The sequence below is a fragment of the Isoptericola sp. NPDC056618 genome, from assembly GCF_042792715.1.
Taxonomy (GTDB): domain Bacteria; phylum Actinomycetota; class Actinomycetes; order Actinomycetales; family Cellulomonadaceae; genus Isoptericola; species Isoptericola nanjingensis.
The window spans coordinates 1-15,514 of the sequence record NZ_JBHTVZ010000020.1; the positions used below are offsets into that span (position 1 = coordinate 1).

A 15,514-nucleotide genomic window follows, 5' to 3' on the forward strand; every position below is an offset into this window, starting at 1 on the left:
CTGGGGCGGGTGGGGCGACGCCGCACCGGCGCCCGCCGCGTCGGGGGGCCCCACGACGGGCCGCGGGCCCGCGGCGGCGGACCCGAGCCCCTTCGGACGTTCGGGCGGGCTCCCGTCAGAACGCGGCGAGGTGCTCCGCGAGGTACGCGGTGACCTTGGCGAGCGCCACGCGCTCCTGCGCCATGGTGTCGCGGTGGCGGATCGTCACGGCGTCGTCGTCGAGGGTGTCGAAGTCGACGGTGACGCAGAACGGCGTGCCGATCTCGTCCTGGCGGCGGTAGCGGCGGCCGATGGCGCCGGCGTCGTCGAAGTCGACGTTCCAGTTCTGGCGCAGCTCCGCGGCGAGGTCGCGGGCCTTGGGCGACAGGGCCTCGTTGCGGCTCAGCGGCAGGACGGCGGCCTTGACGGGCGCGAGGCGCGGGTCGAGGCGCAGCACGGTGCGCTTGTCGACGCCGCCCTTGGTGTTGGGCGCCTCGTCCTCGGCGTACGCCTCGACGAGGAACGCCATGAGGGAACGGGTCAGGCCCGCGGCCGGCTCGATGACGTACGGCAGCCAACGCTCGTTCGTGGACTGGTCGAAGAACGACAGGTCCTTGCCGGAGTGCTCCGAGTGGGTCTTGAGGTCGAAGTCGGTGCGGTTCGCGATGCCCTCGAGCTCGCCCCACTCGCTGCCGGTGAAGCCGAAGCGGTACTCGATGTCCACCGTTCGGGTGGAGTAGTGCGAGAGCTTCTCGGCCGGGTGCTCGTACAGACGCAGGTTCTCCGGGTCGATGCCCAGGTCCGTGTACCAGGACATGCGCGTGTCGATCCAGTACTGGTGCCACTCTGCGTCGGTGCCCGGCGCGACGAAGAACTCCATCTCCATCTGCTCGAACTCGCGCGTGCGGAAGATGAAGTTGCCCGGCGTGATCTCGTTGCGGAACGACTTGCCGATCTGCGCGATGCCGAACGGCGGCTTCTTGCGCGACGCCGCGGCCACGTTGGAGAAGTTCACGAAGATGCCCTGCGCCGTCTCCGGGCGCAGGTAGTGCACGCCGGACTCGTCCTCGACGGGGCCGAGGTACGTCTTGAGCATCATGTTGAAGTCGCGGGGCTCGGTCCACTGACCGCGGGTGCCGCAGTTCGGGCAGGCGATCTCGGCGAGGCCGCCCTCGGGGGCGCGGCCCTTCTTCTCCTCGAACTCCTCGATCATGTGGTCCTCGCGGAACCGCTTGTGGCACGAGAGGCACTCGGTCAGCGGGTCGTTGAACGCGCCGAGGTGGCCGGACGCGTGCCACACCGGGGTGGGCAGGATGACGGCGGAGTCGAGGCCCACGACGTCGTCGCGGCGCGTCATCGCGCGCCACCACTGCTGCTTGATGTTCTCCTTCAGCTCCACGCCGAGGGGTCCGTAGTCCCACGCGGAGCGCGTGCCGCCGTAGATCTCGCCGGACTGGAACACGAAACCTCGCCGCTTGGCGAGGGAGACGACGGCGTCGAGCTTGGCGCTGGGGGACGGTGCTGCCACGGATCACTCCTGGGTGTCGGGCCGCCACGTGGCTCGTGGGGCCGGTGCGGGGAACGCCGCCCGGTCGGCACGTCGGGGCCCGACGTCGACCGGCTGCGGTGGCCCCAGCCTACCGGGGCCGCTCGCCGACCCCGGGCAGGTCTCAGGCCCCCGCCTCGTCCACGGAGCGCGGCGGCGCACCCGGACCGGCGGCGACCATCCCGGCCGGCACCAGCCACGCGGTGCACTCGGCCACGAACCGGCCCGCGAGCACCCCCGGGTCCCGGGCCCACACCTCCCTCGCCTCCTCGGCGCCGCACGTCATGACCGCGAACCCGCGCACCCGCTCGTCGGCCCCGTCGGCCGGTCCCGCCGCGAGCAGCAGGCCGAGCGCGTGCAGGTCGGCGACGGCGGCCAGGTGGGCGTCCTGCACCTGCAGCTCCTCGTCCGCGGGCAGCGGCGCCCAGTCGTCCGGGCGCACCAGCCGGACCAGCACCAGCTCGTCGAACCGCATCAGGTCCCCCGCCCCGGCCGCCTCGGCGCGGCCCCTGCCGTCAGGGTACGGCGCGACCTCGAGTTGACAACCGTTCTCAACTTCCTGAGAATCGTTCTCATGCTTCGCCGACGCGCGGCTCTCGCCGCCCTGCCCGTCCTCGCCCTGCCCGCCGTGCTCGCGGGCTGCTCCACCGACGACGGCGCCGCCGACGGCACGCTCGAGGTGCTGGCGTCGTTCTACCCGCTGCAGTACGTGGCCGAGCAGGTGGGCGGCGACCTCGTCACGGTCTCCAACCTCACCCCGCCCGCCGCGGAGCCGCACGACCTCGAGCTCTCGCCCGCCCAGGTGCGGGAGATCGGCACGGCGGACCTCGTCGTGTACTCCTCCGGCTTCCAGACGGCGGTCGACGAGGCCGTCGAGACGCAGGCGCCGGAGCACGTCGTCGACACCAGCGACGTCGTGACGCTCGAGAACCACCCTGGCACGCCGACCGACGAGGACGCCGCGGCCGACCATCTCGAGGAGGAGCTGGACGAGCACGCCGACGAGGGCGGCGACGGGCACGACCACGCCGCCGAGGGCGCCATGGACCCGCACTTCTGGCTCGACCCGACGCGGGTGATCGACGTCGGCCACGCCGTCGCCGCGTCGCTCGGCGAGGCGGACCCGGAGCACGCCGCCACGTACGCCGAGAACGCCCGCGCCCTGGAGACGTCGCTCAAGGACCTGGACGGCGAGTTCGAGGCCGGCCTGCAGGAGTGCGCGTCGCGCACGCTCGTCACGTCGCACGAGGCGTTCGGCTACCTCGCGGAGCGCTACGACCTGCAGCAGGTGGGCATCGTCGGCCTCGACCCGGAGGCGGAGCCCTCCCCCGCGCGCCTGCGCGAGGTCGGTGCCATCGTCGAGGAGAACGACGTCAGCACGATCTTCACCGAGACGCTGACCAGCCCCAAGGTGGCCGAGACGCTGGCGAACGACATCGGCGTCACGACCGCCGTCCTCGACCCGCTCGAGGGGATGTCGAAGGACGCGGCCGAGGCCGGGGACGACTACGTCTCGGTCATGCAGGACAACCTGGCCGCGCTCACCGAAGGGCTGCAGTGCTCATGACCACGCTCGCCACCGATTCCCCGGGCGCCGCGACTCCCCCGCCGCCGCGCGACGCCGCCGTCCCCGCGATCGAGGCCCGCGACGTGCACGTGCGCCTCGGCGCCAGCCCGGTGCTGCGCGGCGTGGACCTCACGGTCCGGCGCGGCGAGGTCGTCGCCCTGCTGGGGGCGAACGGCTCCGGCAAGTCGACGCTGGTGCGCACCCTGGTCGGCGTCCTGCCGACGACGGCGGGCAGCGTGCACCTCTTCGGCCACGCGCTCGGCGACGACGTGCCCTGGTCCCGCGTCGGGTACGTCCCGCAGCGGGTCAGCGCGGCCGCCGGCGTCCCGTCCACGGCCGCGGAGGTCGTGGCCTCGGGCCTGCTGCACGGCCGGCGCCTGCGGCTGCCGCGCGGCTGGCGCGCCCAGGTGCACGAGGCCCTCGACCTGGTCGGCCTCGCCGACCGCGCCCGCTACGCCACGCACCAGCTCTCCGGCGGCCAGCAGCAGCGCGTGCTCATCGCCCGCGCGCTGGTCCGCAAGCCCGAGCTGCTCGTGCTCGACGAGCCCGTCGCGGGCGTCGACCGGCCCAGCCAGGAGGCCTTCGCCGCCACCATGACGAGGCTCGTGGCCGACGGCATGACCGTGCTGGTCGTCCTGCACGAGCTCGGCGAGCTCGCGCCGCTCGTGCAGCGCTGCGTCGTGCTGCGGCACGGCCGCGTGGTGCACGACGGCGCCCCGCCGACGCCGCAGCCCGGCCACGGCGGCGAGGCCCACGACCACGTGCACCCGCACGCGCACCCCCGCACCGTGCAGCACCCCGAGAACGTGCGCCTGGCGGAGGGGCCCTTCGACCGGCCCGACGACACCGAGGACGAGGTGGCACCGTGAGCGGCCTGTGGGAGATGGTCACCGACCCGTTCATGCAGCGCGCGCTCGTCGCGGCCCTGCTGGTCGGCGTCAGTGCGCCCGTCGTCGGCACCTACCTGGTGCAGAAGCGCCTCGCCCTGCTGGGCGACGGCATCGGGCACGTCGCGCTCACCGGCGTCGCGCTCGGATGGCTGGTCGGCGCGGCGATGGGCCTGGTGCCCGACGACGTCCTCGCCGTCCCCGGCGCGGTGGTCGCCGCCGTCGCGGGCTCCGTCCTCATCGAGGTGGTGCGCCGCCGCGGCCGCACGTCGGGCGACCTGGCGCTCGCCATCCTGTTCTACGGCGGCATCGCGGGCGGCGTGCTGCTCATCGGCCTCGCCGGCGGCTCGTCCGGCAGCCTCATGGCGTACCTGTTCGGCTCCATCTCGTCGGTCACGCTGTCCGACGTCTGGGTCACCGTGGCCCTGTGCGGCCTCATCCTGCTCATCGGCCTCGGGCTGCGTGCGGCCCTGTTCTCGGTGAGCCACGACGAGGAGTTCGCCCAGTCCTCGGGGCTGCCCGTCTGGGCCCTGAACATGGCGGTGGCCGTCCTCGCCGCGCTGACCGTGACCGTCGCGATGCGGGTCGTCGGGCTGCTGCTCGTCTCGGCGCTGATGATCGTGCCGGTCGCGATCGGCCAGCTCGTGACCCGGTCGTTCCGCCGCACGATGCTGGTCGCGTCCGTCGTCGGCGTGGCCGTGTGCGTGACCGGGCTGTCCATCACCTACTGGCACAACGTCTCGCCCGGCGCGCTCATCGTCGTGCTGGCGATCGGCGTCTACGCGGTGGTCGCGGCGCTGCACCCGGTCCTCGCCCGGCGCCAGGCCCCCGTCGACCCGCACCCCGACATCCCCGACGACGTCACCGTCTCCCCGGCCGGAGCCGGCCGGGCCGCCCCTCAGGAGGAGTGCACGCCGTGAACGACACGACCCCGACCGTCCGCACCGCCGCGCCGCCGCGGATGACGCGGCAGCGGGCGGCCGTCGCGGACGCCCTCGGCGACACCGACGAGTTCCGCAGCGCGCAGCAGCTGCACGAGCTGCTGCGCGCCCGCGGTGACGCCGTCGGGCTCGCCACCGTCTACCGGACGCTGCAGGCCCTGGCCGACGGCGGCGACGTCGACGTCCTGCGCAGCGAGGACGGCGAGAGCCTGTACCGCCGCTGCGCCCGCCGCGAGCACCACCACCACCTGGTGTGCCGGTCGTGCGGCCGCGCGGTCGAGATCGACGGACCGACGGTCGAGCAGTGGGCCGCGTCGGTCGGCGCTGCGCACGGCTTCGCCGACATCGAGCACACCGTGGAGCTGTGGGGCACCTGCTCCACCTGCCGGGCGCCGGACGACCGGTCGAATTAGGACAGCCATACCTCAGTCGGGCACAATGTTCCCGTGCACCTGACCGCTCCCGCGCTCGCCGCGGCCGCCGAGGAAGCCACCGGCGTCTTCACGATCGCCGGGGTGCCGTTCTGGGTCGTGTACGCGGCGGCGTTCGGGATCGTGCTCGTCCGCGCGCAGGCCACCTACTGGGCCGGGCGCGGCGTGGCCCGCGGCACGGCCCGCGGGCGGGTCGCGGACGCGCTGGCCCGCCCGGGCGCGGCGGCCGTCATCGAGCGCGTGAACCGCTGGGGCCCGCCCGCGGTGACCCTGTCGTTCTTCACGGTCGGGGTGCAGACCCTCGTCAACCTCGCCGCGGGCTACCTCCGCATGCCCTTCGGGCGCTACCTCGCGGCCCTGCTCGCCGGCTGCGCCGTGTGGGCCGGCATCTGGACGACGATCGGCACCGCCGCTGTCAACGCGGCGATCGCCGTGGGCCTGCGCCACCCCGTCACGCTCGTCGCGGTCGGCCTCGGCGCGGTGGCCCTGGTCTCCTGGGCGGTCTACCGGCTGACCCGTCGGAGCGCCGCCGACCAGACGGTCGCCCCCGCGACCGAGGACGCGTCGTGAGCGCGACGACCGCTGCCGTCACCCCCGCCGCCCGGCCCGCGTCGGCTCTCGTCGCCCGCCGAGCCCGCGGCCGTCTGCTGCTGATCGTGGCCGCCCTCGTGGTGCTCGCCCTCGTCGTGCTGGCGAGCCTCGCGCTGGGCGTGCGCGACATCGACGTCGCGACCGTCTGGCAGGCGCTCACCCACCCGGTCGCGGGGAACGTCGACCACGACGTCGTGCGGGACCAACGCGTACCACGGACGCTGATCGGGCTCGCCGCCGGCGCGGCGCTCGGCATCGCGGGCACCCTCGTGCAGGGCGTCACGCGCAACCCCATCGCTGACCCGGGCCTGCTCGGCCTCAACTCGGGGGCGTCGCTCGCCGTCGTGATCGCCGTGTCGATGCTGGGCGTGGCGTCCCCGCTCGGGTTCGTCTGGTTCGCGTTCGCGGGCACCGCCGCCGCCGCGCTGCTGGTCTTCTCCATCGGCGCCGGGCAGCCGGTCAAGCTCGCTCTCGTCGGCGCGACCGTCACCGCGCTCATCACGCCCCTGATCACCCTGGTGCTGCTGCGCGACCCCGAGGCCTTCAACATGTACCGCTTCTGGGCGGTGGGCTCCCTCACGGGGCGCGGCACCGAGACGCTGTCGGTCCTGTGGCCCTTCGTCGTCGTCGGCATCGTGCTCGCGGGGGCGCTCGCGCACCGGCTCTCCATGCTCGCGCTCGGCGACGACGTCGCCTCCGCGCTCGGTCAGCGCGTCGGGGTGACCCGCGGCCTCACGGCGGTCGCCGTCATCCTGCTCGCCGGCACGGCGACGGCGCTGGCCGGTCCGATCGCCCTCGTCGGGCTGGCGGTGCCGCACGCCGCCCGCCGCCTGGTCGGCACGGACTACCGCTGGATCGTGCCGCTGACGGCCGTCCTCGGCCCCGTCATGCTGCTGGGGGCCGACGTCATCGGGCGGCTCGTGCTGCCGCACTCCGAGCTCGAGGCCGGCGTCGTCGCCGCCGCGATCGGCGCCCCCGTGCTCGTGGCCGTGGCCCGCGGCCGGACCGTGGCAGGGGTGTGAGATGACCGCCGAGCTCGCCGCCCGCTCCGCGGACCACGACGCCCCCGACGCCCCCGCCGACCCCGTCGTCGCGCTGCGCCGCCGTCGCCGGCGGCGGCTCACCCTCGTGGTCGCGTCGCTCCTCGTCCTGCTCGTGGCGTTCGCGACCCTCGCCCTGACGCTCGGTGAGGCCTCGCTCGCGCCCGGCCGCGCCCTGGCGGCGCTGTTCGGCGTCGGCTCGGACGGCGACCTGTTCGTCGTGCAGCGCCTGCGGCTGCCCCGCATCGAGACGGCGGTCCTCGCGGGCGCGTCCTTCGGGCTGGCGGGCGCCATGTTCCAGACGACGCTGCGCAACCCGCTGGCCAGCCCCGACATCCTCGGCATCGCGAGCGGCGCCAGCCTCGGGGCCGTCACGGCGATGCTCGTCCTCGGCCTCACCGGGCTCGCCGTGTCCGGGGCGGCGTTCGTCGGCGCCCTGCTCGTCGCGCTCGCCATCTGGCTGTTCGCATGGCGCCAGGGCCTGCACTCGATCCGCTTCGTCCTGGTGGGCGTCGGCTTCGCCTACCTGTGCTCGTCGCTGCTCGCCTGGCTGCTGGCGAGCGTCGAGATCCGCGCCGCCCAGTCCGCGCTCGTGTGGACGGTCGGGAGCGTGGCCGACGTGCGCGGCGCGGACCTCGTGACGTTCGCCGCGGCCGCCCTGGTGCTCGGCGCCGGGATCGCCGCCGTCTCGCGGTGGCAGGGACCGCTCGCGCTCGGCGACGACAACGCGCGCGCCCTCGGCGTCCCTGTCGACGCCGCCCGCGTGACGTCGCTGCTGCTGGCCGTCGGCCTGGTGGGGGTCGCGACGTCGTTCGTCGGCCCGCTCGCCTTCGTGGCCCTCGTGGCCCCCGCGATCGCGCGCCGCCTGCTGTCCGACGGCGGGGCCGCGCTCGCCGTCTCGGTGCTCACGGGCGCCGTCCTCGTGCTCGCGGCCGACGTCGTGGGCCAGCACCTGCTGTTCGGACTCGAGGCGCCCACAGGCATCGTGACCGGCCTCATCGGCGCCCCCTACCTGCTGTGGCTCCTGGCCACCGACCGAAGGAAGAGGCTCGCATGACCGACGTGCACCGGCACCCCGCGCCGCCCGCGCGTCCCGACGCGACGCCGGGCCCGTCCCTCGGCACGACGGGGACGGCGGCTCGGGACGTCACGCTGCGCGCCCACGGCGTGAGCCTCGGCTACGACGGGCGCCGCGTGATCGACGGTCTCGACCTGGAGCTCCCCGCCGGCCGCGTGACGGCGATCGTGGGTCCCAACGCCTGCGGAAAGTCGACGCTGCTGCGCGGCCTGGCCCGGCTGCACCCGCTCGACGGCGGCCGCGTGACGCTGGGGGGCGAGGACGTCGGCGGGCTGTCGCGCAAGGAGCTGGCGAAGCGGGTCGGCGTGCTGCCGCAGTCGTCGATCGCTCCGGACGGCGTCCGCGTCGCGGAGCTCGTGGGCCGCGGCCGGTACCCCCACCAGGGCTGGTTCGGCCGGCACAGCTCCACCGACGACGGCGCGGTGCTGCGCGCCCTCGAGGCCACCGGGGTCGCCGACCTCGCCGACCGGCCCGTCGCCGAGCTGTCGGGGGGCCAGCGCCAGCGCGTGTGGATCGCGATGGTGCTGGCGCAGGAGACCGACGTCGTGCTGCTCGACGAGCCCACGACCTACCTCGACCTCGCCCACCAGGTGGATCTGCTCGACCTGCTGACCGAGCTGAACCGCACCCGCGGCACCACGGTCGTCATGGTGCTGCACGAGCTCAACCTCGCCGCCCGGTACGCCGACCACCTCGTGGTGATGAGCGCCGGGCAGGTCGTGGCCGAGGGGCGCCCCGGCGACGTCCTCACCGCCGCCTCGGTGCGTGCGGCGTTCGGTCTGCGGGCGCAGGTCGTGCCGGACCCGGTGTCGGGAACACCACTCGTCGTCCCCCTCGGACGGACGCACGACGGCACCCCGGGATAGGTTAGGCTCGCCTCACCTACTGTTCCTCTCGCGCCGCCGGCGCGAGCACACCGAGGAGAACCCGTGCGTCTTCGCCGACCTCTCACCGCTGCCGCCGCCCTCGCGGCGACGGCCGCCCTGACCCTCGCCGGCTGCGCGTCCGACGACGCCCCGGAGAGCGACCAGTCGGCCGCCTCGGGCAACGTCCGGTCCGAGCCCACCGACGAGTTCCCGATCACGATCGAGCACGCGCTCGGCGAGACGGTGATCGAGAAGGCGCCGCAGCGCGTCGCCACCTGGGGCTGGGGCTCCACCGAGGCCGCCATCGCGGCGGGCGTCTACCCGGTCGCGGTCGCCGAGCAGATCTACACCGTCGGCGAGGACGCGCTGCTGCCATGGGTCGAGGACGCCTACGACGAGGAGGGCGTCGACAAGCCCGCCGTCCTGTCCGACCCCGAGGGCGGCGCGACGGTGCCCTACGAGGAGTTCGTCGAGGCGAAGCCCGACCTCATCGTGGCGCCCTACTCCGGGCTCACCCAGGAGCAGTACGACGTGCTGAGCGACATCGCCCCCGTCGTCGCCTACCCGGACGCCCCGTGGACCACGACGTGGCAGGACACGATCACGCTCACTGCCCAGGCGCTCGGCCGCACCGACGCGGGCGACCAGATCCTCGGCGACATCGACGACTTCGTCGCCGAGAAGGCTGCCGAGCACCCCGAGTTCAACGGCAAGACGTTCGCGGCGATCTACGACGACCCGACGAAGGGCATCGTCTCCGTGTACACGCCGAACGACCCGCGGACCGTGTTCCTCGAGGGCCTGGGCGTGAAGAACGCGCCCTCGGTCACGGAGCTCGACACGTCGAACGGCAGCTTCTACTACGACCTGTCCTACGAGGAGCTCGACAAGCTCGACTCGGACTTCGTCATCTCCTACTCGGCCAGCGAGGAGGCGGCCCAGGCCTTCGACGAGAACAAGGACCTCCAGGCGATCCCCGCGGTCAAGGCCGGGAAGGTCGTGAAGGTCGTCGGCACCGCGGAGGTGTCGGCCGTGTCGCCCCCCACCGCCCTGTCGGTGTACTGGGAGAAGGGCCTGCCGGCCCTCGTCGACTCCATGGCCGAGGTGCTCGGCGACTGACCGCCGGCTCGCCATCCACGAACCCCCGTCCGGTCCTCGCGACCGGGCGGGGGTTCGTGCTGAGATCAGTCGGCGTCGGGGGTGTCGACGGCACCGCCGTAGCGACGGTCGCGGCGGGCGTACTCCTCCACCGCGCGCCAGAGGTGCCGCCGGTCGACGTCGGGCCACGGCTCCGGCAGGAAGACCATCTCCGCGTACGCCGCCTGCCAGATCATGAAGTTCGAGGTGCGCTGCTCCCCCGACGAGCGCAGGAACAGGTCGACGTCCGGCAGGTCCGGCTCGTCGAGGTACTTCTGGATCGTCTTCTCGGAGACGCGCGCCGGGTTGAGCTTCCCGGCGGCGGCGTCACGGGCGATCGCCGCCGCAGCGTCCGCGATCTCCGCCCGCCCGCCGTAGTTGACGCACATCGTCAGGGTGCAGCGGTCGTTCTCCTTGGTCATCTCCTCGGCGACCTGCAGCTCCTTGATCACCGACCCCCACAGCCTGGGCCGACGCCCCGCCCAGCGGATGCGCACGCCCCACGACGACATCTCGTCGCGACGCCGGCGGATGACGTCGCGGTTGAAGTTCATGAGGAACTTGACCTCGTCCGGCGACCGCTTCCAGTTCTCGGTGCTGAACGCGTACGCGGAGACGTGCTTCACGCCGATCTGCACCGCGCCGGCCACGACGTCGAGCAGCGACTTCTCCCCCTGCTTGTGCCCCTCCACCCGCGGCAGCCCGCGCGCGTTGGCCCACCTGCCGTTGCCGTCCATGACGATCGCCACGTGGTTCGGCACGAACTGCTTCGGGATGTTCGGCGGCGTCGCGCCCGAGGGGTGCGGGTAGGGCTCGGCGTACTCGCCGGACGAACGGGGCATCAGGCCTCTCTCTCGATCAGTGCGCGGGGTCAGGCACGCAGGGTCAGGCGCGCTCGATCATGCGCAGCGAGCGCAGCGTGCGCTCCAGGTAGTACTGGGAGTAGGCGGCGACGAGGCCCGAGGCCTCGGTGCGGTGGCGCGCCTCGGAGGCGTCCGCCGTCTCCCAGTCCCCGCCGAGCAGGGCGCCGAGCAGCGCAAACGTCTCCGGCGCGGGGGCGGTGGAGCCGGGCGGGCGGCAGCGGGAGCACACGGCCCCGCCCTGGCCCACGGAGAACGCGTGGTGGGGCCCCGGCTCGCCGCAGCGGGCGCAGTCGGTGAACGACGGCGCCCAGCCGGCCACGGCGAGCCCGCGCAGCAGGTACGAGTCGAGCACCAGCCCCGGCGCGTGGGCGCGCTCGGCGAGCGCCCGGAGCGCGCCGGCGAGCAGCCAGTACTGCTGGACGGCGGGCTCGTGCTCCGCGGCGACCAGGCGGTCGGCGGCCTCGAGCATCGCCGCGCCGGACGTGTACAGCGCGTAGTCCTCGCAGATCGCGCGGGCGTACGGCCCGATCGTCTCGACCTGCGTCACGGTGTCGAGGTTGCGGCCGGAGTGCAGCTGCACGTCCACGACCATGAACGGCTCCAGCCGGGCCCCGAAGCGCGACGACGTGCGCCGGACCCCGCGACCGACCCCTCGCACCTTGCCGTGCTCGCGGGTGAGGAACGTGACGATCCGGTCGGCCTCGCCCAGCTTGTGGGTGCGCAGCACGATCGCGTCGTCTCGGTACAGGGGCACGGGCTCATTCTCTCAGCCCCCACCCACGAAAGCTGTCAGGACCAGCGCCGTGGAGACACGACGCCGGTCCTGCCAGCTCGCGGGACGGGTCAGCCGCGGGCGGCGCGGTTCACAGCGGAGACGATCGCCTTGAGCGACGCCGTCGTGATGGACGGGTCGATGCCGACGCCCCACAGGACGTCGTCGCCCACCTGGCACTCGACGTAGGCCGCGGCGGTGGCGTCGCCGCCCTCCGACAGCGCGTGCTCCGCGTAGTCGAGCACCCGCACGTCCACGCCGACCTTCGAGATCGCGTCCACGAACGCCGCGAGAGGTCCGTTGCCGGTGCCCTCCAGCGTGTGCTCGACGCCCTGGTCCAGGACGTCGACGGCGAGCGCGGTCGCGCCGCCCTCGGCCGACGTCGACCGGGTCTCCCGCAGGCGCAGGCGGCCCCAGGGCTCGAGACCGCGGGCGTCGTGCTCCTCGACGGGCAGGTACTCGTCGCTGAACATCCGCCAGATGTCGGAGCCGGTGACCTCGCTGCCCTCGGTGTCGGTGTAGTGCTGCACCACGCCGGAGAACTCGATCTGCAGGCGGCGCGGCAGGTCCAGCGAGTGCTCGGTGGACAGCAGGTACGCGATGCCGCCCTTGCCGGACTGCGAGTTCACGCGGATCACGGCCTCGTACGACCGGCCCACGTCCTTCGGGTCGATCGGCAGGTACGGGACGCCCCAGGTGAGCTCGTCGACCGGCTTGCCCTCCGCCTCCGCGCGGGCGCCCATGTGCTCGAAGCCCTTCTTGATCGCGTCCTGGTGGGAGCCGGAGAACGCCGTGAAGACCAGGTCGCCCACGTACGGGTGCCGCTCGTGCACCGGGATCTGGTTGCAGTGCTCCACGGTGCGGCGGATGCCGTCGATGTCGGAGAAGTCGATCTGCGGGTCGACGCCCTGGCCGAACAGGTTCATGCCGAGCGTCACCAGGTCGACGTTGCCCGTGCGCTCACCGTTGCCGAACAGGCAGCCCTCGATGCGGTCGGCGCCGGCCTGGTAGCCGAGCTCGGCGGCGGCGACGGCCGTGCCGCGGTCGTTGTGCGGGTGCAGCGACAGCACGACGTGCTCCCGGAAGGCCAGGTTCCGGTTCATCCACTCGATCGAGTCGGCGTAGACGTTCGGGGTGGCCATCTCGACCGTCGCCGGCAGGTTGATGATCACCGGGCGCTCGGCCGTGGGCTCCAGCACCTCCAGCACCTCGTTGCAGATGCGGGCGGCGAACTCGAGCTCGGTCCCGGTGTACGACTCCGGCGAGTACTCGTAGTACACCGTCGTCTCGGGGATGGTCTCCTCGAGCTTGCGGCACAGGCGCGCGCCCTGCAGGGCGATGTCGACGATGCCGTCCATGTCGCTGCGGAAGACGACCTCGCGCTGCAGGATCGACGTCGAGTTGTAGATGTGCACGATCGCCTGCTTGGCGCCGCGGATGGCGTCGTAGGTGCGCTCGATGAGGTGGTCGCGGCACTGCGTCAGCACCTGGATGACCACGTCGTCGGGGATGCGGCCGGTGTCGATGAGCTGGCGCACGAAGTCGAAGTCCGTCTGCGACGCGGACGGGAAGCCGACCTCGATCTCCTTGTAGCCCATCTGCACGAGCAGGTCGAACATGCGGAGCTTGCGCTCGGCGTCCATCGGCTCGATCAGCGCCTGGTTGCCGTCGCGCAGGTCGACGGCGCACCAGCGGGGGGCCTTCGTGATGCGCTTGTCGGGCCAGGTCCGGTCCGGCAGGTCGACGACGATCTGCTCGTGGAACGGGAGGTAGCGCGTGTACGGCATCCCGGAGGGGCGCTGGGGGTTGGCGCCGGCGATGCCCTGGGGGTGATGGTTCTGCATGGTGTCGCGTCCTTCGGTGGGGGCTCGGTGACCCACGTCCCGGGTGGGGTCGTCGGTCATGACCAGTCGGCCGGCGCGCCACAACCTCCGCGACGGGGGTCCGGCCTTAGAGGGCCCCGCCGCGGCACCGAAGGAGAAGGCTCACCGTGCGCTGCACGCTGCCACCGTACACCTTCGTCAGGGCGTCGCCTGGGGCGTCCAGGATCCGACCGGACGCCCGCCTTGCCGCAGCGTATTGACCTAGCGCCGGGAGCGCAGCGCGGCGTCCACGGCGGGGTCCCCGAGGGCCCCGAGCCAGTCCAGCAGCGCCGGGTAGGTCGACGGGTTCGCGGCCACGTACGAGCGCAGGTGGGGTGCCTCCGCCGAGATCCGCGCGAGGTCCGCGAGCGGCGTCGACGGGTCCATCGCCTGGGCCACGGACCAGCCCGGCGCCTGCACGGGCGCCGTCTGTGCGGGTGCCGCCTGCACGGGCGGGAGCACCTGCGTGGAGTCCGGCGCCTGGGCGGCCCGCACGGGCGCGATCTGCTGGGTGGCGTCGAGCGGCCGCGGGTCGGGGCGTGTCGCGACCGGGGCGGCCTGGGGAGCCCTGCCCGCAGGCTCCGCCGCAGGAGCGACCGGGTACGCCCCGGTGCCGGACGACGGCGCGGCGGCCTCGGGGCGGCCCGCCGTCGCGGTCTCGGCCTGGGTCCGGGCCGGGGTCTCGGAGACGGCGTCGGACGCAGCGACCGACGGCGCGTCCTCCGACGGTCCGGACGGAGCCGGCTCGGGCGTCTCGGGCTCCGACGCGACGAGCGCGCGGACCGACGGCGGCACGAGCAGGACGGCGAGCGCGACGGCCGGCAGGCCGAACGCCACCAGCAGCTCCTCGACGTTGGACTGGGTGCCGAGGCCGGCGCGCGCGACGACGATCACCAGGCCCAGCACCACGACGACGCACGTGGCGCCGACGGCGGTGGCGTGCCCGGCGCGCGGGTCGCGCGCGAGCGCGCGCCGTGCGGCGACCGCCACCCCGACCATCAGCACGCCGACGACGAGCCTCAGGACGCGCCCCACGCTCACGCCGTCCGCCACGACCAGCAGCAGCGCGACGAGGGCGACGAACGCGGCGACCAGCGCGACGAGGCCCAGGGCCCGCAGCGCGACGGCCACCCAACGCGCCGCGCGGACGTCGTCGGGCTCGTCGGCCGTGGCCGCGGCGTCGTCGACGATGCGCCGCGCCGTGATCGCCGCGACCACCGGCAGGAGCAGGAGGCCGAGCCGCTGCTCGTGCACGCTCTCGAACCACGGGTCCACGTTGCCCCCGGCGAAGAGCACGAGCTCGAGCGCGACGGCGCCGCCCAGGGCCAGGAGCACGTAGCCGGAGGCGAGGTCGCCCGAGCGCAGGTACGTGCCGACCGTGAACCACAGCACGCCCAGCACCACGAGGGCGTTGAGGAGGCCGACGACGGACACGACCCACGGAGCGCCCTGCACGAGCGCCGCGACCGGGGTCGCGAGCGTGCCGAGCGCGACCACCCCGGCGACGACCGCCGGGGCGTGCGCCCATCGGGACGCGGCCGCGAGCGCGGCGCCCGCGAGGCCGACCGCGAGCCCCGCTCCGACCCCGCCCGCGGCGTCCGCCGGGGCGAGGGCGTCCAGCACCAGGTACACGACCGCGACGACCGCGTAGGGCACGCAGGCGAGCGCGACCGTGCGCCGCGAGGTCAGGACGTCCCACGACGACGGGCCGACTCCGCCGCGCCGCAGGTAGGGGGCGGCGATCGCCAGGAGCGCGAGGACGGTCGCGAGCACGATCTCGAGCCGGTCGCTGCCGCGGTGGGCGTGGTCCCACGGCAGCGGGAGGGCGACGAGCAGCGCGAACGCGGCCACCACGTCGCGCACGAGCTCGCGGACCGTCACACCGCCGAACGGTGAGCGCTCCTGCTCGGGTGCGTCGAGGGTGTCGGGATCGGTCATGCGTGCGTCTCCAGGG

Annotated in this window: 15 protein-coding genes; 9 read left to right on the plus strand and 6 right to left on the minus strand. The window is 73.9% G+C overall.

Going from position 1 to position 15,514, the window contains the following annotated elements:
* Positions 1-115: 115 nt before the first annotated feature.
* Together ACFQ8T_RS18540 and ACFQ8T_RS18545 are read right to left on the minus strand one after the other, a co-directional pair.
* On the minus strand, positions 116-1,507 hold the full coding sequence (locus tag ACFQ8T_RS18540; protein WP_429764159.1) for a glycine--tRNA ligase: 1,392 nt from the start codon (positions 1,505-1,507) through the stop codon (positions 116-118).
* Positions 1,508-1,649: 142 nt separating this feature from the next.
* Positions 1,650-2,000: a YciI family protein gene (locus ACFQ8T_RS18545; RefSeq protein ID WP_430547956.1), complete on the minus strand. Its 351-nt coding sequence runs from the start codon at positions 1,998-2,000 to the stop codon at positions 1,650-1,652.
* 99 nt (positions 2,001-2,099) lie between these two features.
* On the opposite strand from ACFQ8T_RS18545, the gene ACFQ8T_RS18550 reads away from it, so the two are divergent.
* The 9 genes from ACFQ8T_RS18550 (at position 2,100) to ACFQ8T_RS18590 (ending at position 10,045) form a co-directional block, all read left to right on the plus strand.
* Positions 2,100-3,092, plus strand: coding sequence for a metal ABC transporter solute-binding protein, Zn/Mn family (locus ACFQ8T_RS18550; protein WP_430547957.1), 993 nt, complete (start codon positions 2,100-2,102; stop codon positions 3,090-3,092).
* A complete protein-coding gene (locus ACFQ8T_RS18555) occupies positions 3,089-3,961 on the plus strand; it encodes a metal ABC transporter ATP-binding protein (protein ID WP_430547958.1) in 873 nt (290 codons plus the stop codon). The genes ACFQ8T_RS18550 and ACFQ8T_RS18555 overlap by 4 nt, the downstream gene beginning before the upstream one ends.
* Positions 3,962-3,975: 14 nt before the next feature.
* Positions 3,976-4,899 carry a metal ABC transporter permease gene (locus tag ACFQ8T_RS18560; protein ID WP_430548024.1) on the plus strand — a complete coding sequence of 308 codons (924 nt, stop codon included), beginning with the start codon at positions 3,976-3,978 and terminating at the stop codon, positions 4,897-4,899.
* A 41-nt stretch (positions 4,900-4,940) separates the two neighbouring features.
* Positions 4,941-5,333 (plus strand): Fur family transcriptional regulator, encoded by a 393-nt coding sequence (locus ACFQ8T_RS18565; protein WP_430548025.1) that lies wholly within the window; start codon positions 4,941-4,943, stop codon positions 5,331-5,333.
* Positions 5,334-5,366: 33 nt separating this feature from the next.
* Positions 5,367-5,921, plus strand: coding sequence for a DedA family protein (locus tag ACFQ8T_RS18570; RefSeq protein ID WP_430547959.1), 555 nt, complete (start codon positions 5,367-5,369; stop codon positions 5,919-5,921).
* Positions 5,918-6,964 (plus strand): FecCD family ABC transporter permease, encoded by a 1,047-nt coding sequence (locus ACFQ8T_RS18575; protein ID WP_430547960.1) that lies wholly within the window; start codon positions 5,918-5,920, stop codon positions 6,962-6,964. The genes ACFQ8T_RS18570 and ACFQ8T_RS18575 overlap by 4 nt, the downstream gene beginning before the upstream one ends.
* A 1-nt stretch (position 6,965) precedes the next feature.
* A complete protein-coding gene (locus ACFQ8T_RS18580) occupies positions 6,966-8,039 on the plus strand; it encodes a FecCD family ABC transporter permease (protein WP_430547961.1) in 1,074 nt (357 codons plus the stop codon).
* Positions 8,036-8,926 carry an ABC transporter ATP-binding protein gene (locus tag ACFQ8T_RS18585; protein ID WP_430547962.1) on the plus strand — a complete coding sequence of 297 codons (891 nt, stop codon included), beginning with the start codon at positions 8,036-8,038 and terminating at the stop codon, positions 8,924-8,926. The genes ACFQ8T_RS18580 and ACFQ8T_RS18585 overlap by 4 nt, the downstream gene beginning before the upstream one ends.
* 63 nt (positions 8,927-8,989) lie before the next feature.
* Complete coding sequence (locus ACFQ8T_RS18590; protein ID WP_430547963.1) at positions 8,990-10,045, plus strand: iron-siderophore ABC transporter substrate-binding protein; 1,056 nt, start codon at positions 8,990-8,992, stop codon at positions 10,043-10,045.
* A gap of 65 nt (positions 10,046-10,110) precedes the next feature.
* Here ACFQ8T_RS18590 and ACFQ8T_RS18595 read toward each other — a convergent pair whose 3' ends face one another.
* From ACFQ8T_RS18595 to ACFQ8T_RS18610, 4 genes are all read right to left on the minus strand, one after another.
* Entirely contained in the window at positions 10,111-10,905 is a 795-nt protein-coding gene (locus tag ACFQ8T_RS18595; protein WP_430547964.1) for an isoprenyl transferase, read from the minus strand.
* A gap of 43 nt (positions 10,906-10,948) precedes the next feature.
* Complete coding sequence (recO, locus tag ACFQ8T_RS18600; RefSeq protein ID WP_430547965.1) at positions 10,949-11,680, minus strand: DNA repair protein RecO; 732 nt, start codon at positions 11,678-11,680, stop codon at positions 10,949-10,951.
* 89 nt (positions 11,681-11,769) lie between these two features.
* Positions 11,770-13,542 carry a 2-isopropylmalate synthase gene (gene leuA, locus ACFQ8T_RS18605; protein ID WP_430547966.1) on the minus strand — a complete coding sequence of 591 codons (1,773 nt, stop codon included), beginning with the start codon at positions 13,540-13,542 and terminating at the stop codon, positions 11,770-11,772.
* Between the two features lie 240 nt (positions 13,543-13,782).
* Positions 13,783-15,498: a hypothetical protein gene (locus tag ACFQ8T_RS18610; protein ID WP_430547967.1), complete on the minus strand. Its 1,716-nt coding sequence runs from the start codon at positions 15,496-15,498 to the stop codon at positions 13,783-13,785.
* Positions 15,499-15,514 lie beyond the last annotated feature (16 nt).

Bases quoted from the DNA above. Each gene is read 5' to 3' on its own strand.
- ACFQ8T_RS18545 (WP_430547956.1), bottom strand. From the start codon at position 2,000: ATGCGGTTCGACGAGCTGGTGCTGGTCCGGCTGGTGCGCCCGGACGAC.
- ACFQ8T_RS18550 (WP_430547957.1), top strand. From the start codon at position 2,100: ATGCTTCGCCGACGCGCGGCTCTCGCCGCCCTGCCCGTCCTCGCCCTG.
- ACFQ8T_RS18555 (WP_430547958.1), top strand. From the start codon at position 3,089: ATGACCACGCTCGCCACCGATTCCCCGGGCGCCGCGACTCCCCCGCCG.
- ACFQ8T_RS18560 (WP_430548024.1), top strand. From the start codon at position 3,976: ATGGTCACCGACCCGTTCATGCAGCGCGCGCTCGTCGCGGCCCTGCTG.
- ACFQ8T_RS18565 (WP_430548025.1), top strand. From the start codon at position 4,941: ATGACGCGGCAGCGGGCGGCCGTCGCGGACGCCCTCGGCGACACCGAC.
- ACFQ8T_RS18580 (WP_430547961.1), top strand. From the start codon at position 6,966: ATGACCGCCGAGCTCGCCGCCCGCTCCGCGGACCACGACGCCCCCGAC.
- ACFQ8T_RS18585 (WP_430547962.1), top strand. From the start codon at position 8,036: ATGACCGACGTGCACCGGCACCCCGCGCCGCCCGCGCGTCCCGACGCG.
- ACFQ8T_RS18595 (WP_430547964.1), bottom strand. From the start codon at position 10,905: ATGCCCCGTTCGTCCGGCGAGTACGCCGAGCCCTACCCGCACCCCTCG.
- leuA (WP_430547966.1), bottom strand. From the start codon at position 13,542: ATGCAGAACCATCACCCCCAGGGCATCGCCGGCGCCAACCCCCAGCGC.
- ACFQ8T_RS18610 (WP_430547967.1), bottom strand. From the start codon at position 15,498: ATGACCGATCCCGACACCCTCGACGCACCCGAGCAGGAGCGCTCACCG.